Origin of the sequence: Micromonospora sp. 15K316 (assembly GCF_004348525.1) — a bacterium.
Taxonomy (GTDB): domain Bacteria; phylum Actinomycetota; class Actinomycetes; order Mycobacteriales; family Micromonosporaceae; genus Micromonospora.
This window is the reverse complement of record NZ_SMKG01000079.1, coordinates 1-24,537: the sequence shown is the minus strand read 5'-3', so window position 1 is coordinate 24,537 and position 24,537 is coordinate 1. Positions and strand designations below refer to the sequence as shown.

The following is a 24,537-nucleotide window of genomic DNA, read 5'->3' as shown; positions in this document are numbered from 1 at the left end:
GGGCAGGGGCATTCGGGGGCGTCGCCGTCGTACGGGCGGAGGCCAGGCGACCCCATGCCGCGAGCCACGCCGACAGGCGGTCGTCCGGCAGGTCGCACGCCCGCAGCAGGGCCGTCACCACATCGCGGCGGGGAAGTGTCGCCCGGCCGAGCATCGTCGCCAAGGTGCTCGCCGGCAGCACGTCCCCGTTGCGGTGCGCGCGCCGGGCGATCTCGCGGTAGGCGAGGCCGGACTGGTCGCGGACGCGACGCAGCAACGTGACGTACTGCTCGGGGCTGGTCGCGGTGGTCGGGTCGACGCCGAAGTCGGCGGCCGTCATGCGCGCCCTCACGTCAGGTGTAGGCGCCCGGAAGCGGGGGAGTGCCGGGCGGTCTGCCAGGGTGCGCCAAACGGTACAGGCCGAAGCGAACGATGAATACCTCATCCTCCACTATGGATGGATAGTGATCGGCCGCCGCCTGAGACGTGCCGTCGGGAGTTTCGTCCCTTGTGGATCATTCCCCAATTCCGCAGCGAAACGGGACGTTACGTCGACCGCCGCGCCCACTTTCGCTACTGATCTTCTAACTATCCGCGATCCTGGCATGACTTTTGGTTGACCCTTGCATAAGTCGCCGATACCGTCGACGCATGTCTATGGCCGATCTGGCAACGGCGTCCGATGGGCTCGAAACCAAGCAGCAGACCCTGCGTGTCGCAATCGTCGGCGCGGGATTCATGGGGCAGGTGCACGCGGAGGCCGCCCGGCGTGCCGGAGCGAGCGTCGTGGCCGCCGTCGCGTCGCGTCCCGACCGGGCCGCCGCGGCCGCTCGCGCCATCGGCGCGCAGGGTGGCTACCCCGACCTGGCGGCGCTGCTCGACGACGTCGAGATCGACGTGCTGCACGTGTGCACGCCCAACACGTCACACGCCCCCGTCGCCGCCGCCGCGCTCACCGCCGGCGTGCACGTCATCTGCGAGAAACCGTTGGCGACGGGGAGCACCGAAGCCGCTGCCCTCGTGGCGGCCGCCGCCGACCGGGTGGCGACGGTCCCCTTCGTCTACCGCTTCCACCCGATGGTCCGCGAGCTGCGGGCCCGGTTGGCGGCCGGCGAGGCCGGCGCCCTGTCCAGCGTGACCGGTAGCTACCTGCAGGACTGGCTCTCCCGCCCGTCCGACGACGACTGGCGGGTCGACGCCGCTCTCGGCGGGCCCTCCCGCGCCTTCGCCGACATCGGCTCACACTGGTGCGACCTGTTCGAGTTCGCCACCGGCGACCGGATCGCCCGGCTCTCCGCCCGCACCGCCGTCGTGCACGAACGGGTCCGTGCGGACGGTAGCCCGACCGAGGACGTGGCCTCCGTGCACTTCCTCACCACCGCCGGGATGGTCGGCACGCTGGTGGTCTCGCAGGTCGCCGCCGGGCGCAAGAACCGGTTGCAGCTGGAACTCTCCGGCGCCGACGCGAGCTTCGGCTTCGACCAGGAGGACCCGGAGCGGCTCTGGGTCGGCCGGCGCGACGGCGGCCAGACGCTGCTGCGGGACCCCGCGACCCTGCACTCCTCCGCCGCCCGCTACGTCCGGCTGCCCGCCGGGCACGCGCAGGGCTACCAGGACTGCTTCGACGCGTTCGTCGCCGACACCTATCGGGCGGTGCGCGGCGAGGTCCCCGACGGTCTGCCCACCTTCACCGACGGCCTTCGCGCCGTCCGGATCACCGACGCGGTGCTGACCTCCGCGGCCTCCGACGGCGCCTGGACGCAGGTACCGGCATGACTGACGTGACGCCCCGCGTACGGCTGACCGGGATCACCAAGTCCTTCCTCGGTGTGCCGGTGCTGCACGGGGTGGACCTGGACCTGCGCGGCGGCGAGGTGCACGCCGTGATGGGTGAGAACGGCGCCGGCAAGTCCACACTGCTCAAGGTGCTCGCCGGGGTGCACCGGCCGGACGGCGGCACCATCGAGGTCGACGGCGCCCCGGCGTCGTTCGCCGGCCCGACCGACGCGCAGCGTGCCGGCATCGCGATCATCCACCAGGAGTTCACCCTGCTGCCGCACCGCAGCGTCGCCGAGAACGTCTACCTCGGCCGCGAACCCGTGCGGCGGATGCAGGTCGACCGGCGGCGCATGGTGGCCGACACCCGCGACCTGCTCGACTGGCTCGGTGAGGACGGCATCGACCCGACCGACGCCGTCTCGTCGCTCTCGGTCGCCCAGCGTCAGGTCGTGGAGATCGTCAAGGCGCTCTCGACCGACGCGCGGGTGCTCGGCATGGACGAGCCGACCGCCGCGCTCGCCGACCACGAGGTCGAGCTCCTCTACGACCTGGTGCGCCGGCTCCGCGAGCGGGGGATCGCCATCCTCTACGTCTCGCACCGCATGCGCGAGGTTTTCGACCTCTCCGACCGGATCACCGTGCTGAAGGACGGCCGGCTCGTCACCTGCGCCCCGACCGGCGAGCTGACGCCGGAGGACCTCGTCCGGTACATGGTGGGCCGCGATCTGGGCGAGTACTACCCGGACCGGGCGGCCCCCGGGGATCTGGGGCCCGTGCGCCTCGCGCTACGCGGCGCCGGCAACGCCCGGGTACGCGACCTCGACCTCGAGGTACGCGCCGGAGAGATCGTCGGGCTGGCCGGGCTGCAGGGCTCCGGCCGCTCCGCGCTCGCCCGCGCGGTCTTCGGCGTCGAGCCGTTCACCACCGGCGGGTTGGAGGTGGACGGGGCGGTGCGGCGGGTGACCCGGCCCCGCACCGCCGTGCGCCTCGGCATCGCGCTGGTCACCGAGGACCGCAAGGGAGACGGTCTGGCGCTTCGCCAGTCCGTACGCGACAACACGCTGCTGGTGCGTCGCGCCGCACTGGGCGGTCGGCGTGCCCGCGCCCGCTCCGACGTGTCGAGGTTGCTCGACCTGGTCACCGTGGTGGCCCGTGGTGAGCACCAGGAGGTGCGCTTCCTCTCCGGCGGCAACCAGCAGAAGGTCGTCCTCGCCAAGTGGCTCGCCGTCGAACCGAGGGTGCTGCTCGTCGACGAACCGACCCGCGGCATCGACGTCGGCGCGAAGCGGGCCGTGCACGAGTTGCTGCGTGACCTCGCGAAGCGCGGCGTCGCGGTACTGATGATCTCCTCGGAGCTTCCCGAGCTGATCGGAATGAGCGACCGGATCCTCGTCATGCACGACGGCGCCCTCGCCGGTGAACTGCCCGCCGGCGCCAGCGAGGGAGACGTGATGGCACTCGCCACCGGGCACACGGCCGGGGCGGCGGCATGAGCATCCTCCAGCAGCACACCACGGCCCGGCACACGGTCCGCCGACCCGCGCTACGCCGGCGGTTCACCCCGGTCGTCGTCGTCTACCTCGCGCTCGTCGCGCTGCTCGTCATCGGCAGCGTCCTCGTCGGTGTGCGCGGCGAGGTCCTGCTCGACCAGGCCGGAATCCTCAACATCCTCACCCGGTCCACCGCGCTCGGCCTCGTCGCGATCGGGCAGACGATGGTGATCCTCACCGGCTCGCTCGACCTCTCCGTCGCCTACCTGATCGGCCTCACCTCGCTGATCGCCGCGGAGACGATGGCCGGGCAGGACGGCATGGTCGTCCCCGGAGTGCTGCTCGCGCTCGCCGTGGCCGCCGCCGTCGGACTCGTCAACGGGCTGGTCATCACCGTGCTCAAGGCCAACGCGTTCATCGCCACCCTCGGCGTCGCGCTGATCCTGCGGGGCTACCTCGAGGACAACTACACCGGGCCGGCCGGTGACGTCCCGCGCGGCTTCCAGCACCTCGGCTACGACCGGATCGGCCCGCTGCCCGTCGCGGCACTGCTCATGCTCGCCGTCGCCGCCCTGGCCTGGTGGTACCTCTCGCGGACCCGCCCCGGCTACCACATCTACGCCGTCGGCGGCGACATCGAGGTGGCCCGGCTCTCCGGCGTGCCGACCCGCCGGGTCGTCGTCACCGCGCACGTGCTCTGCTCGCTCGCCGCCGGCCTCACCGGAATCTACCTGGCGAGCCGGCTCGGGTCGGGCGCCCCGTACGTCGGCACCGACGCCGGCTACGACCTGGAATCCATCGCCGCCGTCGTGCTCGGCGGAACCCTGCTCGCCGGCGGTCGCGGCGGCGTCGTCGGCACCATCGGCGGTGTCCTCATCCTCGCCACCCTCGACACGATCTTCGACGACCTCGCCGTCGACCCGTTCTTCAAGGACGTCGTGCGCGGCGTCGTGCTCGTGACCGCGGTGGCGCTCTACGCCCGCCGCATGATGGCCGATCGCACCCGCGGGAGGTTGGCGTGACCTGGCGTCCCCGCCTCGCCGAGGGCACCGCGCCGGTGCTCGTCGTCCTGCTCCTGCTCCTCGTCGGCCTCGCGCTCGCCGGCCCCGCCTACGACGAACCATCCGGGTACCTCGCGCTGCTCAAGCGTGCCGCGCCGCTGATGATCCTCGCCATCGGCCAGTACTTCGTCATCGTCTCCGGTGGATTCGATCTCTCGGTCGGCGCCCTGGTCACCGCCGGGGTGGTCATCGCCGCCCGGCTCATCGACGGCGACGAGTCGGCGACCACCCCGGTCATCCTGCTGGTTCTCGGGTTCGGTCTGCTGGTCGGCCTGGTCAACGGGCTGATCACGACGAAGCTGCTGGTGCCCTCGTTCATCGTCACCCTCGGCATGCTGCTCGTCCTCGACGGCGCGACCTTCCTCTGGACCGACGGCGCGCCGCGCGGCGCGCTCTCCGCCGCGTTCCGGACCTTCGGACGCGGCGCGCTGGACGTCCCGCTGCTCGGCGAGATCCCCTGGTCGGTGCTCATCCTGCTGGCGATCCTGGTGGCCGCGGCACTGTTCATGCGCAGCGGCACCGGCCGGGCGCTCGTCGCGGCCGGCGACAACGAGGCCGCCGTGCGGATGTCCGGCGGTCAGGTCGACCGCCTCCGGCTGCTCGGGTTCGTCCTCTCCGGGCTGCTCGCCGCGGTCGCCGCGATCCTGCTGGGCGGGTTCGCCGGCGTCTCCGCGCAGGTCGGCAACGGCCTGGAGTTCCGGGCGATCACCGCCGTCGTACTCGGCGGTGTGCTCCTCGGCGGTGGGCGCGGGTCGGTGGTCGCGGCCGCCGCCGGCGCGCTCTCCCTGGAGGCCCTGTTCACGCTGCTGAACCTGCTCGGCGTCAGCGGCGCCCTCGAATCGGCCGTGCAGGGCCTGATCATCATCGCCGCCGTCGCCTACGCCTCGCTCGGCGGCGGCCTGCGGCAACGGCTGCGGACACGGCCGAAGCAGCGCAACACCGTGCAACCCGCACCCTCCTGAAGTCCCTCGACTGGTAAGGAGAAGACGAATAATGACCAAGAGATGGGCCGTGGTGGCCGTGGCGGGCGTGCTCGCCCTCGCCGGCTGCTCCAGTGATCTGCCCGAGGAGACGAACCCCGGCGGCGGTTCGTCCGGCTCCGACACCCGCAAGTCCGAGTTCTTCGACCAGGCCGAGTACGACCGGCAGCTCGCGTTCCGCAACGCCACCCCGCAGGGCCCCGAGGGCAAGCCGTGGGAGCAGATGCTCGAACCGGAGATGGTGGACACCACGAAGTTCGCCAAGACCGGCGGCAAGTACACGCTCTGCTTCTCCAATGCCGCCGTGGACAACCCGTGGCGACAGGTGGGCTTCAAGACCATGCAGCAGGAGGTGAAGCTGCACCCCGAGATCAGCGACTTCGTGGTGCTGGACGCGGAGGCCAAGGACGACAAGCAGATCAGCGACATCCAGTCGCTGACCGGCCGGAACTGCTCCGCGATCATCATCTCGCCGAACACCACCGCCACCCTGACCCCGGCCGTCGAGCAGGCGTGCGGGACCGGCGTGCCGGTGATCGTCTTCGACCGCGGCGTCAACACCAGCTGCCCGGTCACCTTCATCCACCCCATCGGCGGCTTCGCGTTCGGCGCGAACGGCGCCGAGTTCCTGAAGGAGAAGGTCAAGCCGGGCGGCAAGGTCCTCGCCCTGCGCATCCTGCCCGGCGTGGACGTGCTCGAGCAGCGGTGGGCCGCCGCCAACGAGATCTTCACCGGCAGCGAGCTCGACGTTGTCGGCGTGGAGTTCACCGACGGCGACGCGGCCAAGACCAAGAGCATCGTGGCCGACTACATCCAGCGCGAGGGTGAGATCAACGGCGTGTGGATGGACGCCGGCGCGACCGCCGTCGCCGCCGTCGAGGCGTTCCAGGACGCCGGCGTCGAGGTGCCCGCGTTCGTCGGCGAGGACCAGCAGGACTTCCTGCGGCTCTGGGTCGACGAGGGCCTGAACGCCGTCGCGCCGACCTACCCCACCTACCAGTGGCGCACCCCGATCATCGCCGCGCTGAAGATCCTCAAGGGCGAGCAGGTGCCGAGGGAGTGGGTGCTGCCGCAGCCGCGGATCACCGGCGAGAACGTCCGGCAGTACGTCCAGCAGGACATGCCGCCGCTGCACTACGCGATGTGCGGCTGCGAGGGCATGCCCGGCTACCCGGGGCCGTGGAAGTGACCGGACATCCACTCGGGGTCAACACCTGGGTGTGGGCCTCACCGCTGACCGACGCGACCCTGGCCGCCCTCGCGGCCAAGGTCGCGGGGTGGGGCTTCGACGTGCTCGAACTCCCGGTCGAGAACCCGGACGACTGGGATCCGCGCCGCGCCTCACAGGTGCTCGCCGATCACGGCCTCGGCGCCACCGTGTGCCTCGTCATGCCACCCGGCCGGGAACTCGTCGCCGCGGACCCGGCCGCTGTCCGGTCCACCCAGGACTACCTGCGCCGGGTGGTGGACGCCGCCGCGACCGTCGGCTCCCCGGTGATCGCCGGGCCGGCGTACGCCTCGGTCGGCCGCACCTGGCGGCTCTCGCCCACCGAGCGGGCGGCGGCGTACGCCCAGCTGCGGGAGAGCCTCGCCCCCGTCCTCGACCACGCCGGCGCGGCCGGCGTCACGGTGGCCGTCGAGCCACTGAACCGCTACGAGACGAGCCTGCTCAACACCGTCGGCCAGACCCTCGAAGCGATCGGGGAGCTGCCGCACTGCGGTGTCGCGCTCGACCTCTACCACCAGAACATCGAGGAGACCGACGTCCCGGCGGCGATCCGGGCGGCCGCCGGCCGGGTCGCGCACGTCCAGGTCTGCGGCAACGACCGCGGCACGCCCGGCACCGACCACCTGGACTGGCCGGCCATCCTCACCGCGGTCGACGACGCGGGCTACACCGGCCCGTTCTGCATCGAGTCGTTCACCGCGGAGAACGCGACGATCGCCACCGCCGCCTCCATCTGGCGGCCACTGGCCCCGAGCCAGGACGCGATCGCCGTGGACGGCCTGAAGTTCCTGAGGACGGTGATGCCCTAGCCCCACCAGCTCCACAGCAGCCCGACGGCGCCGGCACGCCGCACGGTCACGACCGCGACAGAACCTCACGTCCCAGGGAGGAACCACCCCATGAACGTGACCTGGCGTCCCCGGTGGGGACGACTACTCGCGATGCCGGTCGCCGCCGCGCTCGCGATCTCCATGCTCAGCACCGCGCCGGCCGCCGCCCATCCGGGCGCGCACGGCGACGCCCACGTGCTGATCTTCACCAAGACCACCCAGTACCGGCACGCGGAGGCGATCGAGCAGGGCGTGCCCGTGCTCCAGGCCGCCTTCGCCGACGCCGGGATCACCTCGGAACACACCGAGGACTCGTCGGTCTTCAACGACGAGGACCTCGCCCACTTCGACGCCCTGGTGATGTTCCAGGCCTCCGGCGACCCGTGGACCGCCGACCAGAAGGCCGCCATGGAACGCTACATGCAGGCCGGCCACGGCATCGTCGCCATCCACAACGCCACCGACATGCGCGGCAACTACACGTGGTGGGACACCATGATCGGCTCGCTGATGCCCGGCCACGCCGCCACCGGCAGCAGCCCCGGCCTCCCGGGCACCGTCCGCGTCGAGGACCACACCCACCCGTCGACCAGCCACCTGCCGCAGCGGTGGAACCGGGCCGACGAGTGGTACAACTACGCGCTCAACGTCCGCGGCGACGCACACGTGCTCGCCACCATGGACGAGACGACGTACGACCCCGGCGGCAACGCGATGGGCTACGACCACCCGATCTCCTGGTGCAAGCCGTATGACGGCGGCCGCGCCTGGATGACCGGGATGGGCCACTTCGGCGCGCACTACACCGGCGAGCCGCAGCTCGTGCAGCACATCGTCGGCGGCGTGAAGTGGGCGGCCGGCCTGGTCGAGGGCGACTGCGGCGCGACCACCTGGGACAAGTTCGAGCGGGTGCCGCTGGACCAGAACACCAGCGCGCCGTACGCGATGGACGTCGCACCCGACGGCCGGGTCTTCTACACCGAGCTGGTGCGCGGCGAGATCCGCGTGTACGACCCGCGCACCCGAACCACCTCCACCGCGATCACCATCCCGGTCTACTCCGGCGGTGAGGACGGCCTCCTGGGCATCGCCCTCGACCCGGCCTTCGCCACCAACGGCCACCTCTACGTCTACTACTCCCCGGCCAGCAGCGACGACACGAACCCGGAGAACTTCGTCAACCGGCTCTCCCGGCTCACCGTCGGCGAGGGCTCGCAGATCGACCGGGCCAGCGAGAAGGTGCTGCTGGAGGTGCCCGCACGGCGGCTCCCCGACGAACCGGGGCACACCGGCGGCGGGCTGGCCTTCGGCCTGAACGGCAACCTGTACCTCGGTGTGGGCGACGACGTGAACCCGCACTCCGAGCCGTCCGGCGGCTACGCGCCACTGTCGGAACGCGACAACACCTTCCACGACGCGCGGGCCACCTCGGCCAACACCAACGACCTGCGCGGCAAGATCCTGCGGATCCACCCGGAGCCGGACGGTACGTACACCATTCCGGAGGGGAACATGTTCCCGCCGGGCACCGCCAAGACCCGCCCGGAGATCTACGCGATGGGCTTCCGCAACCCGTTCCGCTTCTCGGTGGACCCGCGGACCGGCGCGCTGGGCATGGCCGACTACTCGCCGGACAACGGCAACGACAACCCCGACCGCGGCCCGGCGGGCATCGCCGAGTGGAACCTGATCAGCGAACCCGGCTTCTACGGCTGGCCGCTGTGCATGGGCGACAACGAACCGTTCCGGGACGTCGACTACCGAACCAACCCGGTCACCGTCGGCGCGTACTTCGACTGCGCCGCCCCGGTGAACGACTCGATCCGCAACACCGGACTCACCCAGCTGCCGGCCGCGAAGCCGGCGAAGATGTGGTACGGCTACAAGCGCTCCTCGGTGCCGGAGGTCATCCCGCAGGGCGGCGGCCTCGCCCCGATGGGCGGGCCGTTCTACCAGTACGACCCGGCGCTGGAGTCGGACACCAAGTTCCCGGCCTACTACGACGGCAAGCCGTTCTTCTACGAGTGGTCCCGCAACAAGATGTACTCCGTCATCCCCGACGGCGACGGGAACGTGGAGAAGGTCAACCCGTTCCTGCCGCAGGAGCAGTTCCTCGCGCCGATCGACTCGAGCTTCGGCCCGGAGGGCTCGCTGTACGTGCTTGACTGGGGCGGCGGCTTCGGCCGGGACAACCCGAACTCGGGCCTGTACCGCATCGACTACATCTCCGGCTCGCGCTCCCCGGAGGCGAAGGCCACCGCCGCACCGGACTCCGGGCACGCGCCGCTGGAGGTGCGGTTCGACGGCGCGCCGTCGTCCGACCCGGAGGGCGAGCAGCTGACCTACACGTGGGACTTCGACGGCAACGGCACCGTCGACTCGACCGACCGGGCGCCGACCCACACGTACACCGACAACGGCGTCTACGACGCCCGGCTCACGGTGACCGACCCGCACGGCAAGACCGGCACCACCACCGTGCCCATCACGGTCGGCAACAAGCGGCCCGAGGTGCGCTTCGAGCTGCCCCCCAACGGCGGGTTCTTCGACTTCGGTGACGAGATCAGCTGGAACCTGTCGGTCACCGACGCCGAGGACACCCAGATCGACGACGCCGACGTGGTGATCCAACCGGCGCTCGGCCACGACGAGCACGCACACCCCGCCGACCCGCTGCACGGGCGGACCGGCACGGTGGCCACGTCGCTGGGCGGCGGGCACAGCGACGACATGAACGTCTTCTACGCCCTCGACGGCCGCTACACCGACGCCGGTGGCGCGGGCGGAACTCCGCCGCTCACCGGCTCGGACACCACCCTGCTCTTCCCGAAGCAGCGGGAGGCGGAGTTCTTCGACGCCTCCCACGGCGTCACGGTGGTGCCGGCGCGGGACGTGGAGGGGCACGCCAACGCCATCACCGGCCAGGACGGCGGATGGGCGTCGTACGACCCGGTGCACCTGCACGGCGTGGACAGGCTGGTCCTGCGGGCCGGCGCGGCCAGCGCGGGCACCGTCGAGCTGCGCCGCGGCGCACCGGACGGTCCGCTGCTGGGCACCGCGCAGGTCCCCGCGACACCGGCCGGCCGCTACGTCGACGTACCGGTCGACGTCACCGACCCGGGGGAGACGTTCACCCTCTACGCGGTCTTCCCCGGGGCGGGGGAGCGGCGGCTGAACTTCATCGAGGCCGACGGCAAGGGTGTCTCACCGACGAGCAAGCCGAAGGTCGCGGTGACCGCCCCGAGCGGGGACGACGACCTGGAGCCGGGCCCGATCCAGGTCACCGCCGACGCGAGTGACGCGGAGAACACGATCACCACTGTGGAGTTCTTCGTCGGCGACACCTCGATCGGCACCGACAGCACGGCCCCGTACGCGGTGACGTGGAACGCCACCACCGAGCAGCGCTACCAGCTGACCGCGGTGGCCACCAACGACAAGGGCGCCGCCACCACCTCCCGCATCGTCGAGGTGGAGGTCGGCGACCTGTACGGCGACTGGCAGAGCTTCACCAACACCAACGCCACGTTCGACAGGCCGGACACCGACACCTGGGTGATCAACTCCGGCGGCGCGAACATGTGGCAGGGCACCGACCAGTACGGCTCGGTGTACCTCCCGGCCGCCGCGGGCGACGAGTGGACGGCCACGGTGAAGGTCGAGCGGCAGGGCAACTCCAACCCGTCCGCCAAGGCCGGCATCATCGTCCGCAACGACGTCACCCAACCCGGCACGTCACCCGGGTATGCGGCGATGACGCTGCGGGCGGGCCTCGGGTTCGAGTGGCTGCGCGACACCGACGGCAACGGGCAGCTCGACGCCAGCACCGGTGCCAGCACGACCAGCTATCCGTCGTGGGTGCGGATCGTGCGTGACGGCAACCAGTACTACGGCTACTGGAGCAAGGACGGCGTGACCTTCACCCGGGCCGGTGACCCGGTGACGCTCGCCGGCGCGACCACCCCGCAGGACATCGGCCTCGCGGTGACCGCGCACAGCACGTCGGCCACGAGCGAGGTGGAGTTCTCCGGGTTCAGTCTGGTGGACGAGGCCATCCACCCCGGAGCGGACCCCGATCCCGAACCGGGACCGGGCTGCGACCCGAACGACGGCGGTGAGCGCGCGCCGAGCGACGAGTTCGCCGGCGACGAGCTCGACGGCTGCCGGTGGAACGCGGTGGTGCGCTACGACTCGTCGAAGGTCGCGATGGCCGACGGGCAGTTGCGGATCCAGACGCAGCCGGGCGACATCAACGGCGACAACAACGACTCACCGCGCAACTTCGTCCTCCAGGACCTGCCGGACGGGGACTGGACGATCCAGACCCGGCTGACACCGACGATGCTGCACCGCTGGCAGCTGGCCGGGTTCCTGGTGTACGCCGACGACGACGACTACGTGAAGTTCGACGTGGTTGCGACGAACCCCAACGGCTCGCCGACCGATCTGCGCGCCGAGCTGGTGTCGGAGCGCAACGGTCAGTTCGGCAACGGCGGCAACCGGTCTATCGACGTCGCGGAGACGACCGAGAGCGGCTGGTACGACCTGCGGCTGAAGCGGACCGGCAACACCTACTCGGCCGAGATCAGCGACGGCGGGGTCAACTGGACCTCGCTGGGTGAGCCGGTGACCAACGACGCCGCGATGACCTCGTTCGGTCTGATGGCGCTCGGCCCGGAGCAGGTGTCGCCGGTGACTGTGGCGTTCGACTACTTCCGGGTGGTCGACCTGACCCCGCCGACGGTGTCGGTGACTGTCGATCCGGCGACGCCGAACGGCGACGACGGCTGGTACGTCTCGCCGGTCACCGTGACCGCCACCGGGGCCGACGACAGCGGTGGCCCGGTGCGGATCTCCTACCGCGTGGGCGACGGCGAGTGGACCGACTACCGCGAGCCGGTGGCCGTAACCGGGGACGGCACCCGCGAACTGCGCTTCCGGTCTGTCGACGAGGCCGGCAACGTCTCGACGGAGGCGGCCGTGTCGCTACGGGTCGACGCCACGGACCCGACCGTGACGTTCGGCGGGATCAAGGACGGCGGCTCCTACCAGCTGGGCAAGGCGTTGCCGATCACGGCGTCGGCGGTGGACCCGGCGTCGGGCGTGGCGTCGGTGGTCGTGACGCTGGACGGCGAGCCGGTCAGCGGGGCGGTCGCGCCGACGGCGGGCACCCACCGGGTGACCGCGGTCGCCACCGACAAGGCCGGCAACGTGGTCGAGTCGACGGCGTCGTTCGAGGTGGTGGCGACGTTCACCAACACCCGGGCGCTGCTGGAGCGCTACCGGAAGGAGGGGTCGGTCCCGCCGGCTCGCGCGGTCGTCCTGACGGCCCAGCTCAAGGTCGCCGAGGCGATGGCCAAGGCCGGGCTGAAGGCTCAGGCCCGGGCCGCGCTCGACCGGTTCACGGCCTTCGCCGACACCGTTCCCGACGCGCAGGCCCGGGCCCAGCTCGTCGCGGCCGGCGCCTACCTGAGGGCCCACCTGTGAGGTGATGACGGCGAGCCGGTGCCGGCCGGCTCCCGACCGGTGCCGGAGCACGCCCAGGCGTGCTCCGGCACCCGGTCCTCCGGGTCGACTCCGCATCGTCGTCCGGCCCGCCTGGGTGCGACGCCGCGTGCTCGCTGCTCCGCACCGGTCCCCGCGACCACACGGCCGGGATTCGACCTAGCGGTCAGTTGCCGCGCGCGGCCTTGACCAGCACCGCGAACCAACCCGCCAGGACGATGACGAGGGCGGCCGACGCGAAGATCGCGTAGTACGGCACGTGAACCGCCAGGATCGACGCGGCCAGAGCCGCGCAGAGGCAGCCGAGGACGACGTTCGACCGGCGGCGTCGCACGCTAGCCCCTCCGCGCGTCCGTTCGGACCTGTGCCCGGCGACCGACAAAAAATAAGGCAAGGAGTGCGTCACTCCCTGCCACTATAAACATATACCACATAGGGGGCCTTGCGGCAAGACCCGGGTCATGGCGCAGAATCGTCGGCCGTAGCCGGAACCTGCGGAATTCAGGTACTCGCGCAGTACGTGCGCTTTGCGCGGACTGCGCGCAGCGGCCGGCCGACAAACTATGGGGGCTCTCGTGACTGACGTGATCATCTCCGGCGGTGGTCCGACCGGCTTGATGCTGGCCGCCGAGCTGCGGCTGCACGGCGTGCAGGTGCTCGTACTGGAGAAGGACGAGGAGCCGACCCCGTTCGTTCGCGCGCTCGGTCTGCACGTGCGCAGCATCGAGGTGATGGATCAGCGGGGTCTGCTGCAGCGGTTCCTCGCGCACGGCAAGCAGTTCGCGGTCGGCGGCTTCTTCGCCGGCATGGACAAGCCCTGGCCCGACCGGCTGGACACCGCGCACCCGTACGTCCTCGGCATCCCGCAGACCGTCATCGATCGTCTGCTGGAGGAGCACGCCGTCGAGTTGGGCGCCGAGATCCGGCGCGGCTGCGAACTGGTGGGGCTCAGCCAGGACGAGCACGGGGTGACAGTCGAGCTGGCCGACGGCAGCCATCTGCGCTCGCGCTACCTCGTCGGCTGCGACGGCGGTCGCAGCACCGTACGCAAGCTGCTCGGCGTCGGGTTTCCCGGCGAGCCCACCCGGGTCGAGACCCTGCTGGGCGAGATGGAGGTGACCGCGCCGCCGGAGACCGTGACCGCAGTGGTGACCGAGATCCGCAAGACCCAGAAGCGGTTCGGCCTCGGCCCCCTCGGGAGCGGGGTGTACCGGGTCATCGTGCCCGCCGAGGGCGTGGCCGAGAACCGCGACGTCCCACCGACCCTCGAGGAGTTCAAGCAGCAGCTGCGGGTGGTGGCCGGCACCGACTTCGGCGTGCACTCGCCGCGTTGGCTCTCCCGCTTCGGTGACGCCACCCGGCTGGCCGAGCGTTACCGGGTCGGCCGCGTGCTGCTGGCCGGCGACGCGGCGCACATCCACCCGCCGACCGGCGGGCAGGGCCTCAACCTCGGCGTCCAGGACGCCTTCAACCTGGGCTGGAAGTTGGCCGCCGAGGTCGACGGCTGGGCGCCCGCGGGGCTGCTGGACAGCTACCACACCGAGCGGCATCCGGTCGCCGCCGACGTGCTGGACAACACCCGCGCGCAGATGGAGCTGCTCTCCACCGAACCGGGCCCGCAGGCGGTACGCCGCCTGGTGTCCCAGCTGATGGACTTCGAAGACGTCAACCGGTACCTGATCGAGAAGATCACCGCCATCTCCGTCCGCTACGACTTCGGCGACGGGCATGAACTGCTCGGCCGGCGGATGCGGGACGTGGGGCTGAAGCGGGGCCGCCTCTACGAGCTGACGCACCGCGGCCGTGGACTGCTGCTGGACCAGACCGGCCGGCTCTCCGCGGCGGGCTGGGCGGATCGGGTCGACCACGTCGTCGACGTCAGCGAGGAGTTGGACGTGCCCGCCGTGCTGCTCCGACCGGACGGGCACGTGGCCTGGGCCGGCGATGACCAGCAGGAGCTGCTCACCCAGCTGCCGAGGTGGTTCGGCGCGCCCGCCCACTGAGCGAGCAGCCGGTGGCCGCCGGACGCGATCGACGTCCGGCGGCCACCGCTGTCTCACCTCCGCCGGAACACGCCGTGCAGGCGGCCCTCCGGCGTCGACCCCGTCCGGCAGGCCGAGATTGGATCGAGGACGACGTCGTAGGTCGACGTCACCCCTTCGCTCACCGTCTGCCGCTTCACCCTCGGCGTCCACCCGTCCTTGGCGACGGTGACCTGGTACCTACCGGCCGGCAGCCAGTAGACGTACCGGCCCTGGGCGTCGGCGACGACCGTGTAGCCCGTCTCGCCGCCGCTGCCGACGAGGTCGAGGCGTACCGTCGCGCCGACGCCCGACACGCTCCCGTCGCAGCTCCTACCGGTGACCGTGCCCTGGATCTTGCCCCAGTCGGCGGGGGCGGCGACCCCGGCCTCGACGTCGACCGCCGGCACCGGGTACGGGGTGTCGGTCGTGAACCCGAACTCCGCCCGGTACGTGCCGGGCTGGGCGATGCCGGTGGCGGGGGTCGCCGTCACCGTCACGGTGACCTTCTTCGAGGCGCCGGGAGCCAGGGTGAACTCGCCCGGCGCGACGTCGAGCCACGGCACGCCGCTCGCGTCGCACTCGCCGAGACCGCTCAGCCGCTCGGCCTCGGCGGTCACCAGGTCACTGCCGCCCCCGATCTTGTACACACCGCACGCCATCGCGCCGCGGTAGACGGCGACCTGGGTGTTCGGCAGGTCCCGCCAGGCCCTGGCGGTCGGGTCGTACGCCACCGTGCGGTTGGTGACCATGGAGTCGGCGGACATCCCACCGGCGAGGATCAGCAGCCCGCCGGCGACCGTGTTCGGCGAACCCCACAGGTCGATCGGCAGGTCGGGCAGGCGGGTCCACCCGTCGGTTGCCGGGTCGTAGCCGTACGTGTCGCGGTACGGCTTCGTGTCGACCCCGCCGGCGCAGTAGACGCCACCGCCGATGGCCCCGCAGGGCAGGTACGCCACCGGTACCGGGTAGTCGGCCCAGGTGGCGAAGGTACGGCTCCGCGGGTCGAAGGCGACGACGCTCCTGGTGCCCGCGCAGTTTCCGTCCGCGCAACCGCCCACGACGACGATCCGGCCGTCGACGACCGCGGTGCCGGCCGCCGCGCGGGGTGCCGGGTTGGAGACTCCGACGAGGGTGTTCCACGTGTGCGTCGCCGGGTCGAAGACGTCCACCGTCGGCACCGGCGCACCGCTCGCGTTCCAGCCGCCGAGGACGTAGATCTTGCCGTCGACGACCGCCGCCGAGGGCGCGCTGCGGCCCCGGGGCATCTGCGGCAGGCTGGTCCACAGGTTCGTCACCGGGTCGTAGACCCAGGTCGAACGCTCCGTCCCGGTGCCGGCGCCGCCACCGACCGAGTAGACCTTGCCGCCGATGGTGACGGCGGCATTGTCGTAGACCTGCGCGGGCGCGTCGGCGATCCGGCTCCAGGCCAGGTCACCCGTCGCCGCCGCCGTCCGGGCGTTGGTGTCGCGGCCGGCCGCGATCCCGCTCATGGCCTTGGTGACGCCGGTGACCTTCCGCTCGGCCAGCGGCGCCCCCTTGCGGCCGAGGACCTCGAACTGGCCGGCCCGGGCCAGGGTCTCGACCGTCGCCGGGGCGCTGCCGGTGTTCTTGAGCGTCAGCGTGGTGCTGCGGGTGGCGCCGTACGGCTGGTTCACCTCGATGTTCGTCTGGCTGACGGTGAGCCGGCCCGCCGCGAGGGCGAAGTTCGCCTTGTTCAGCCGGTCCGCGGCGACCTCGACGTCCTTGGCGAGCGGCTGGTACGGCCGCTGACTCGCCCGGAACGGGTGGGTCCCGGTCAGGGTGGAGAGGAACCAGTAGAACCCGTCGGAGATGTTCGGGTCCTCCGGCGTCGCCTCGGTCTGCGTCTGCTCGGTGGGCGCGTCCGGGCTGACGACTGTGACGCCGTCGAGGCCCTCCCCGGTGTTCTTGTCGGTGACGAAGCCGGCGACGAGGCCCGCGGGGGTCGGGGTGCAGACCCGGTCGACCAGCTCGACGTCGTCGATCGCCCACCACCAGCCGAAGCCCGCGCTGTAGCGGAACCGCACCTGGACGTTGGCCTTGCCGGCGGCCGGCTCCAGCGCGACCAGCTCCTGTGTGGGACCGCGTCGCCAGTCGTCGCCGTGCCAGACGTTGGTCCAGGTCCTGCCGCCGTCGGTGGTGACATCGATGTCGCCGACGTCGTCTCCCGCGGTGGCGTAGAGGTCACTGTGGAAACGCAGGTACGGCGCCCGGGCCGACCGCAGATCGAAGGCGGGGGAGACGAGGTCGGTGTCCTGCCGCGCGTCGAGCCCCTGGACGAAGCTGTCGACGATCGCGAAGTTGCCGCTGCCGCCCGTCTGGTTGCCCCGGCGTCCCGGGTCGTTGAAGGTCCACCCCGGGGACTGCGTCCGGTTCACCACCGACCAGCCCTGGGGCGCGTCGGCGCCGTCGAAGGTCTCCGTACCGAACAGCGGCGCGGAGAAGCTTCCCGAGTAGCCGCCGGTGGTGCAGGCGTGGTCGGCCGGAACCTTGATGTTGACGGTCTTGGCCGCGTCGGCCACCTGCACGCTGCGGGTCACCTTCTGGTAGCCCGGGTAACGCGCGGTGGTCTCCACCGTGTACGTGCCGCCGGCCGGCACCGTGAAGGAGTACTTACCGGTGATCGGGTCGGTGAAGACCGGCCCACCGGGTCGGCCCGGCACCTCGATCTCGGCGTACAGGGGCCAGCCGTGGCCCGAACCGTCGGTGACCCGCCCGGACACGGTCACCATCGACGGCGGGTCCAGCGCGAAGTTCGCCGTGACCGCGCCCGTCGCGGGAACGGTCACCGAGACACTCTTGCTCCCGTAGCCGTACGCGCCGGCGGTCACCGTGTGCTCGCCGATCGGCAGCACCAGCGTGTAGTCGCCACCCTCGCCGGTGACCACCTGCGTCTCACCGGAGCTGATCCGCACACCGCTCAGCGGCCCGCCGGTCGCCGAGTCGGTGACCCGGCCGGTCACCCGTCCGACCGTTCCGCGCGGCGCCTTCAGCACCGCCTGGTAGGCGTTGAGCCGCCCCTCGCCGAAGACGTTGTTGTCGGCGGCGGTGCCACCGCACTCGGTCGCGTCGACGTCGATCGCGGTCTCGTCGAGCAGCCTCTCGGTGGCGGCGAGGTCACGGCGCAGGTTCGGCGCGGCGGACCAGAGCAACGCCACCGCCCCGGAGACGTGCGGTGCGGCCATCGACGTGCCGCTGATCGTCGCGTAACCGCCGCCGGGCCAGGTCGACCGTACGTCCTCACCGGGCGCGGAGATGTTCGGCTTGATCCCGCCGTCCACCCCCGAGCTGCCCCGGCTCGAGTACTGGTAGACCTGGTTGGCGGAGTTGTAGCCACCGACCGCGTACGACTGCGGGTAGTCGCCCGGGGTGTTCGCGGTGTCGCAGGCCGGGCCCGAGTTACCCGCGGAGAAGACCGGGAAGATCCCGGCCGCCCGCCAGGCGTCGACAGTCTGCTTGTACCAGAGATTGCCCTGGCCGCCGCCCCACGAGTTGTTGACGATGTCCGGCCGCAGGTCCGGGCGGGGGTTCTGCCCGTTGCGGTCGGTCGGGGCGATGATCCACTGGCCGGCGAGGAGCAGGGAGGCGTCCGAGCACCACTCCCGCTCGCAGCCCTTGGCGGCGATCCAGGTGGCCCCGGGGGCGACACCGACCTGGTTGCCGGCGCCGCCGTCACCGACCATGGTGCCCATCGTGTGGGTGCCGTGGCCGCCGGTGTCGCACGGCTTGAATTCCTGGCAGACGTTGGTCGGGTCGTACCAGTTGTAGTCGTGCGAGAAGGTGCCGTCGCCGTTGGTGCCCCGGTAGGTGCCGACCAGGGCCGGGTGGTCGTACTGGACGCCGCCGTCGATGTTGGCGACCACGATGCCCTCACCGCGGTCACCGAACTCGTCCCAGACCCGGGGCGCCTCGATGCTGGCCACGCCCCACTCGGCGGCGGCCGTGCCGGCCTTCGTGCCGATCTGCGCGGGCGTCGGCTCGACCATGCGGTACGACCGCACCGGGTCGATCCGGGCCACCTCGGGACGGGCGGCGATCGTGTCCAGCAGGGCCTCGTCACCCTCGACCCGCAGGGCGTTGGCGATCCAGTACGACGTGTACCGCGCCTTCCGCTGCGTGAGGACGCCGCGCAGCCCCGCCTGGGTGCGGTCGGCGGTGCTGGTGAGCTGCTGGCGTACCTCGGCGGCGCGGGCGTCGCCGCGCAGCTTCGCCGCCGAGTCCAGCTTCGCCTGCTCCTTGAGGTAGACCAGGAAAGTGGTGCTGTCCTTGGCCGACAGTTCCTTGAGCACCTGGCCGTCCACGGCGGCGCGAGCCGGCGCTGCGCTCGCGACCGCCGGTTGTGCGGTCAGGCCGAGGACGACGGCCGCCGCGGCGGCGACCATGGGCCGGATGGTGAACCGGCGCCGGCCTCGACCTCTTCGTCTTTCTGACAACGTTCCTCCACTCCAGCGACACCGTTCGGTTTCCGGTGCCGGCGAGCGGACTCGCGGGTCCTCCCGAGTTCGCCCGACCCGTGCGGAACGCGCCGCACCCGACGGCGCCTCGACACGAATTTGATCATTGTCCGGTGAGGACAGAGCATGATCAACAAACGGAGTTGGGCAGGATCCGAGCAGTCGGTACGCAATTCGTGGGCAACGCTGTCGGAGGTGGGCAGCAGACCGGCGCGGTCAGCCCGAGCTGGCGGGCCAGTCCCTGCCGTGCCGGTCGCCGCCGCCCCCGAGGGCGTCCCGGTCGCGTCCCGGACGGCAGCAGTCAGCCGGACCAGGCGATGGCGCGGCTGACCCGCTCGTAATGCCGAGCCAGCTCCGTGTCGATTCGTTCGTTCCGGGCCTCGGTGACCGTCAGCCGCGAGTCCTGCCAGGCGCACGCGGTCAGCATGCGATGTCGCAGACCGTGCGGCGGGTGAGAGGCGAACAGTGATGCCTGCTCACGGACGGACAACTGACGCAGCAGCGGGAGCACGTGAGCGGCGGACGTCGAGGACCGGCCGACACCGGCCCGCCAGGCCGCCGGCCGGGCCGAGCCCCGGCGACTCCAGAGCGCGGTCGACCAGGGACGCGTACTGCTGGCGAGTCAGACGACCGGCGAGCCGGTGGGTGCGCCGGTCGATCCAGGCCCAGCCGAACTCGGGCGCCTGCCGCGCGCGCTCGTGCGAACCGTCAGGTGGTGCCGGGCTCGGGCTATGCGCAGCCGTCCGGGGCGCAGACGCCGTCGGCGCCGGCGACGACCGGCAGCGACCGGGAGGTGGGGTGACTCTCGTCCCACGCCTTGATGATCACCGCCAGCAGGTCGTCGGTGCCGATGGCCCCGGGGACGGCGAAGCGGCCGTCGAAGACGAGGAACGGCGCGCCGCGGGCGCCGAGGCCCTGCGCCTCACGCTGGTCGGCCGCCACCCGGGCGCGGTAACGGTGGCTGCGCAGCACCTCGGCTGCCTCCGCGCGGTCCAGGCCCACCTCGGCGGCGAAGTCGAGGACCTCCTCGGCGGTCCACAGCTTGCGGGCCTGCCCGAAGTGGGCACGGAACATCGCCGTCCAGATCTCGTTGCCCCGGCCCTGGTCCGCCGCGTAGGCGAGCAGCTCGTGGGCCAGGTCGGTCGGGCCGAGCGTGCGGTCGACCGCGTGGTAGGGCGTCAGGCCCTCCGCCTCGGCGGCCCGCTCGATGGGCCGCAGGACCTGGTTCACGGTCGACGCGGGCGCCCCGGCCATCTCGATCAGCTTCCGCTGGGTGACGCCCGACCGCGGCAGGTCCGGGTGCAGCTGGAACGACCGGTGGATCACCCGCACCTGGTCGCCGTGGGCGAACCGGTCCAGGGCCAGGTGCAGCCGATGGTCCATCAGCCCGCAGTACGGGCAGACGACGTCCGACCAGAATTCGATCTTCATGGCGCCTACTCCTAATTCATACTTCCTGTTCGTAGCCTCATCATGCATTAGAATTTGAGAGCCACAAAAGGCACATTCATGTGCGTAGCGACCGAGTGACGTAGTGGACGGAGACGATGAGGGCAGAGGATCTGCGGCGGACCCGAACCAACGTCCGGGCGAACGTCCGGAACGTCCCAGGGCCATGCGCGCGCTGGAACGATGAGGACGCCGACTTCATCCGCGAGGTTCTGGATCTTGTCGGCGACAAGTGGAGTGTGCTGATCATCGGCACCCTCGCCGACCGTCCCGTCCGCTACTCGGATCTGGCCGACGCGATCCCCGGCATCTCCCAGCGCATGCTCACGCTGACCCTGAAGCACCTGCAGCGCACCGGGCTGGTCAGCCGGACCTCCTACCCCGAGGTCCCGCCCCGGGTCGAGTACGCCCTCACCGAACTCGGCAGGTCGCTGCTCTCCACGGTCCTGGCCCTGGCGGCGTGGTCCGCCGACCATCACGCCGAGATCCGTCGCCACCAGACCGAGTACGACAGCGCCGACGAAACGTAGCGGCGCGGCGACGGAGCCTCGGCGACCGACTGTTTCTGATCGGTTGGTGTTCGAATCTGGTGGGATCATGTTGACTTGAGATCGATGATGATGGTTGATTGTTACCCATCGATCATTGGCGGGTGTCCACCCGATCAAGCTGGCCCGCGCCGGCCTGCGTCCCGGTTCTCCGGCCCGCCTCACGTCCGTCGTGCGAAAGGGACCCTGACGCATGAAGGTATTCACCGCGCTGCTGGCCGCCGCCCTCGTGGCCACCAGCGCCCCCACCGCCGCGCGTGCCGACACCACCTGGCAGCCCGGCACACCACCGATCGCCACCCCGTGGACCGACGAGGTCTCCGCCGACAACGCGCTACCCGAGTACCCCCGTCCCCAGCTCGTCCGCGCGCGTTGGCAGAGCCTCAACGGCGTGTGGCAGTTCGCCGGCGCGACCGAAGGCGAGGCGCCGCCGTTCGGCGCGCAACTCGGCGAGCGGGTGCTGGTGCCGTACCCGATCGAATCCGCGCTCTCCGGGATCCAGCGACACGAGGACCGGATGTGGTATCGGCGCACGTTCCAGGTGCCCAGGAACTGGCAGGTCGGGGAGCACGGCGCCCGGTTGCGGCTCAACTTCGGCGCCGTCGACTACGAGGCGACGGTCTGGGTCAACGGGGTCGAGGTCGCGACCCACCGCGGCGGCTTCGACGGCTTCAGCGTCGACGTGACCGACGCGCTGCGCGGCCGGGGCGCCCAGGAACTGGTGGTGGGGGTCACCGACCGCACCGACCAGACGTGGCAGCCGGTCGGCAAGCAGCGCAACGTCCCGGACCGCGGCATCTTCTACACCTCGGCCTCCGGCATCTGGCAGAGCGTCTGGATGGAGCCGGTGTCGGCGAGCCACGTCGAGCGGCTGCAGATGACGCCGGACCTCGACGACAAGAGCCTGCGACTGACCCCGCACGTCACCGCCGGCAGCGGCCGGACCGTCGAGGCCGTCGCGTACGACGGCAAGCGGGTCGTCGGCCGCGCCTCCGGCCCGGCCGGATCCGAACTCCGGGTTCCGGTGTCGAAGCCGAAACTCTGGTCGCCCGACTCCCCGTTCCTGTACGACCTGAAGGTGCGGGTACGCCAGGGTGGAAAGGTGATCGACCAGGTCGATTCGTACTTCGGGATGCGCGAGGTGGGCAAGGCCAAGGGCGCCGACGGCAAGCTCTACCTCACCCTCAACGGCAAGATCTTGTTCAACATGTCCACCCTGGACCAGGGGTACTGGCCCGACGGCATCTACACCGCCCCCACGGACGAGGCGCTGCGGTTCGACATCGCCGAGACCAAGCGGCTCGGGTTCAACACGATCCGCAAGCACATCAAGGTCGAGCCCGACCGCTGGTACTACTGGGCCGACCGGCTCGGTCTCATGGTGTGGCAGGACATGCCCTCCATGCGTACCGGCGGCACCCCGCCCGCCGACGCGCGGCAGGAGTTCGAGCGGCAGCTGCGGGAGATCGTGACGGAACACCAGAGCTGGACCTCCATCACCACCTGGGTGCCGTTCAACGAGGGCTGGGGCGAGTGGGACCGTGCGGAGACCGGACGCATCGCCGACGAGCTCCGCGTCCAGGATCCGAGCCGGCTGGTCAACGCCCACAGCGGCGTGAACTGCTGCGCCTCCCGGGGCGACTCCGGCCGCGGCGACATGATCGACTTCCATCAGTACGTCGGCCCGGCGTCGCCCGCGCCCACCGCCGACCGGGTCGCCGTGGACGGCGAGCACGGCGGGTTCGGCCTGGAAGTCGACGGCCACATGTGGTTCGGCGAGGGCCATGCCTACGAGATGACCCCGGACAGCGCCACCCTCACCCGCCGCTACGTGGAGAACCAGCAGGACCTGCTGACCGTGGCCAACCGATGCGGGCTCTCCGGCGGCGTCTACACCCAGACGACCGACGTCGAGCACGAGGTCAACGGCTTCTACACGTACGACCGTCAGGTCAAGAAGATGGACTTCGGCCGGGTACGGGACATCAACCGGGCCATCATCCGCTCCGTCGACGGCACCGGCGCGGACCTGCCGCCGCCGGGGGCCGGCACGCCCGGGCTGACCGGCGTGGGCTACTGGCCGCTGGACGAGGGGACCGGCACGGTCGCCGAGGACCTGGCCGGCGACCACGACGGGACGCTGGTCAACGGCGCGGGCTGGACGGCGGGCAGGACCGGCGGCGCGGTGCAGCTCAACGGCGTCAACCAGTACGTCGACACCGGCGCGGCGATCCTCGACACGACCGGCAGCTACACCGCGTCGGCCTGGGTGCGGCTGGACAGCCTCGGCGGCTTCGCCACCGCGGTCAGCCAGGACGGCAACACGAACAGCGCCTTCTTCCTCCAGTACTCCGGCGCGGACAACCGGTTCGCGTTCAGCTTCGCCGGGGTGCGGGCGTTGGCGCCGACCGCGCCGGAGACCGGGCGCTGGTACCACCTGACGGGCGTGCGGGACGCAGCCACCGGCTCCCTCACGCTCTACGTGGACGGCCAGCCGGCGGGCACGGCGAGCGCCTGCGTCGGCGACGCGTCCAGCGGCCACACCGTGATCGGCCGCGCCAAGTTCAACGGCAACCCCGTCGACTACTGGCGTGGCGCCGTCGACCAGGTGCACGTCTACGACCGGGCGCTCTCGGCGGCCGAGGTGGCCCAGCTGCACGCCGCCGGTCAGTGACGCGAACGGCCACGACGTAACCGCGACGGGGCGGCGGCCCTCGGTCACGCCCGCACGCGGACGACGAAGGCGCCGACCGCCGGCTCGCGAAGGGTGGGTCCGGACGACACGTCCGGACCCACCCTGCGTTCGGCGATGAGACCGTCCGCACGGCCCTGTGCCTGTGGCGTTGTCAGGCGAAGCCGGCGTCGTGGACGAGGAGCGCTATCTGGGTGCGGTTGTCGAGGTCGAGCTTGGTCAGGATGTGCGACATGTTCTCGTCGGTGTCGAACGTCGTCAGCACGATGACCTCGGGCGGCCGTCGGCGGGCCCGCAGCCGGCGGGTGGCGGCTATGCCGTCGAGCGGAACGGCGTGCCCGCAACAGGAAAGATTCCTCGCCGTCGCAAACGATCTAGATACTACGATGTGCCGTCATCTGTTGATCAAGTTGAGGAATCCCCTTGCTGCTCTCGCATCGTCGCGGGCGTGGGCTGACAGCGCTGGGCACGGCTCTCGCGCTGCTCGCCCCGTCACCCGC

At 71.3% G+C, this 24,537-nt stretch carries 15 protein-coding genes; 10 read left to right on the top strand and 5 right to left on the bottom strand.

Annotated elements, in window-relative coordinates; all coding sequences use genetic code 11:
• A partial coding sequence (locus tag E1211_RS17025; protein WP_165947275.1) for a helix-turn-helix transcriptional regulator occupies positions 1 to 319 on the bottom strand: 319 nt, incomplete at its 3' end.
• A 311-nt stretch (positions 320 to 630) separates the two neighbouring features.
• Between E1211_RS17025 and E1211_RS17020 the strand changes: the two genes are divergently transcribed.
• The 7 genes from E1211_RS17020 (at position 631) to E1211_RS16990 (ending at position 12,834) form a co-directional block, all read left to right on the top strand.
• Positions 631 to 1,755, top strand: coding sequence for a Gfo/Idh/MocA family protein (locus E1211_RS17020; RefSeq protein WP_132349978.1), 1,125 nt, complete (start codon positions 631 to 633; stop codon positions 1,753 to 1,755).
• Positions 1,752 to 3,251 carry a sugar ABC transporter ATP-binding protein gene (locus tag E1211_RS17015; protein ID WP_132349977.1) on the top strand — a complete coding sequence of 500 codons (1,500 nt, stop codon included), beginning with the start codon at positions 1,752 to 1,754 and terminating at the stop codon, positions 3,249 to 3,251. The genes E1211_RS17020 and E1211_RS17015 overlap by 4 nt, the downstream gene beginning before the upstream one ends.
• Positions 3,248 to 4,270 (top strand): ABC transporter permease, encoded by a 1,023-nt coding sequence (locus E1211_RS17010; protein ID WP_132349976.1) that lies wholly within the window; start codon positions 3,248 to 3,250, stop codon positions 4,268 to 4,270. Before E1211_RS17015 ends, E1211_RS17010 begins: the two co-directional genes overlap by 4 nt.
• Positions 4,267 to 5,271, top strand: coding sequence for an ABC transporter permease (locus tag E1211_RS17005; RefSeq protein ID WP_132349975.1), 1,005 nt, complete (start codon positions 4,267 to 4,269; stop codon positions 5,269 to 5,271). Before E1211_RS17010 ends, E1211_RS17005 begins: the two co-directional genes overlap by 4 nt.
• 31 nt (positions 5,272 to 5,302) lie before the next feature.
• Entirely contained in the window at positions 5,303 to 6,478 is a 1,176-nt protein-coding gene (locus E1211_RS17000) for a substrate-binding domain-containing protein (RefSeq protein ID WP_132349974.1), read from the top strand.
• Entirely contained in the window at positions 6,475 to 7,326 is an 852-nt protein-coding gene (locus E1211_RS16995; protein WP_132349973.1) for a sugar phosphate isomerase/epimerase, read from the top strand. Before E1211_RS17000 ends, E1211_RS16995 begins: the two co-directional genes overlap by 4 nt.
• Positions 7,327 to 7,416: 90 nt before the next feature.
• On the top strand, positions 7,417 to 12,834 hold the full coding sequence (locus tag E1211_RS16990) for a ThuA domain-containing protein (protein ID WP_132349972.1): 5,418 nt from the start codon (positions 7,417 to 7,419) through the stop codon (positions 12,832 to 12,834).
• 184 nt (positions 12,835 to 13,018) lie between these two features.
• Here the strand turns inward: E1211_RS16990 and E1211_RS32575 are convergent, their stop codons facing one another.
• Complete coding sequence (locus tag E1211_RS32575) at positions 13,019 to 13,186, bottom strand: hypothetical protein (protein ID WP_165947274.1); 168 nt, start codon at positions 13,184 to 13,186, stop codon at positions 13,019 to 13,021.
• 241 nt (positions 13,187 to 13,427) lie between these two features.
• Here E1211_RS32575 and rox point away from each other — a divergent pair, with 241 nt between their 5' ends.
• Positions 13,428 to 14,855: a rifampin monooxygenase gene (gene rox, locus E1211_RS16985; RefSeq protein WP_132349971.1), complete on the top strand. Its 1,428-nt coding sequence runs from the start codon at positions 13,428 to 13,430 to the stop codon at positions 14,853 to 14,855.
• A gap of 53 nt (positions 14,856 to 14,908) precedes the next feature.
• Here rox and E1211_RS16980 read toward each other — a convergent pair whose 3' ends face one another.
• From E1211_RS16980 to E1211_RS16970, 3 genes are all read right to left on the bottom strand, one after another.
• Positions 14,909 to 19,276: a S8 family serine peptidase gene (locus E1211_RS16980; protein ID WP_132349970.1), complete on the bottom strand. Its 4,368-nt coding sequence runs from the start codon at positions 19,274 to 19,276 to the stop codon at positions 14,909 to 14,911.
• Between the two features lie 373 nt (positions 19,277 to 19,649).
• Positions 19,650 to 19,859 (bottom strand): hypothetical protein, encoded by a 210-nt coding sequence (locus E1211_RS16975; RefSeq protein WP_132349969.1) that lies wholly within the window; start codon positions 19,857 to 19,859, stop codon positions 19,650 to 19,652.
• Between the two features lie 218 nt (positions 19,860 to 20,077).
• Positions 20,078 to 20,779, bottom strand: a complete 702-nt coding sequence (locus tag E1211_RS16970; protein ID WP_165947273.1) for a DsbA family protein — start codon at positions 20,777 to 20,779, stop codon at positions 20,078 to 20,080.
• A 116-nt stretch (positions 20,780 to 20,895) separates the two neighbouring features.
• On the opposite strand from E1211_RS16970, the gene E1211_RS16965 reads away from it, so the two are divergent.
• Both E1211_RS16965 and E1211_RS16960 read left to right on the top strand, forming a co-directional pair.
• Positions 20,896 to 21,327 carry a helix-turn-helix domain-containing protein gene (locus E1211_RS16965; RefSeq protein WP_132349967.1) on the top strand — a complete coding sequence of 144 codons (432 nt, stop codon included), beginning with the start codon at positions 20,896 to 20,898 and terminating at the stop codon, positions 21,325 to 21,327.
• Between the two features lie 211 nt (positions 21,328 to 21,538).
• Entirely contained in the window at positions 21,539 to 24,019 is a 2,481-nt protein-coding gene (locus tag E1211_RS16960) for a LamG-like jellyroll fold domain-containing protein (RefSeq protein WP_132349966.1), read from the top strand.
• The last annotated feature ends 518 nt before the right edge of the window (positions 24,020 to 24,537 follow it).

Coding starts and splice junctions, on each gene's coding strand:
- E1211_RS16970 (WP_165947273.1), bottom strand. CDS start 20,779: ATGAAGATCGAATTCTGGTCGGACGTCGTCTGCCCGTACTGCGGGCTG.
- E1211_RS16965 (WP_132349967.1), top strand. CDS start 20,896: ATGAGGGCAGAGGATCTGCGGCGGACCCGAACCAACGTCCGGGCGAAC.
- E1211_RS16980 (WP_132349970.1), bottom strand. CDS start 19,276: ATGGTCGCCGCCGCGGCGGCCGTCGTCCTCGGCCTGACCGCACAACCG.
- E1211_RS16990 (WP_132349972.1), top strand. CDS start 7,417: ATGAACGTGACCTGGCGTCCCCGGTGGGGACGACTACTCGCGATGCCG.
- E1211_RS17020 (WP_132349978.1), top strand. CDS start 631: ATGTCTATGGCCGATCTGGCAACGGCGTCCGATGGGCTCGAAACCAAG.
- E1211_RS16960 (WP_132349966.1), top strand. CDS start 21,539: ATGAAGGTATTCACCGCGCTGCTGGCCGCCGCCCTCGTGGCCACCAGC.
- E1211_RS17000 (WP_132349974.1), top strand. CDS start 5,303: ATGACCAAGAGATGGGCCGTGGTGGCCGTGGCGGGCGTGCTCGCCCTC.
- E1211_RS17015 (WP_132349977.1), top strand. CDS start 1,752: ATGACTGACGTGACGCCCCGCGTACGGCTGACCGGGATCACCAAGTCC.
- E1211_RS17010 (WP_132349976.1), top strand. CDS start 3,248: ATGAGCATCCTCCAGCAGCACACCACGGCCCGGCACACGGTCCGCCGA.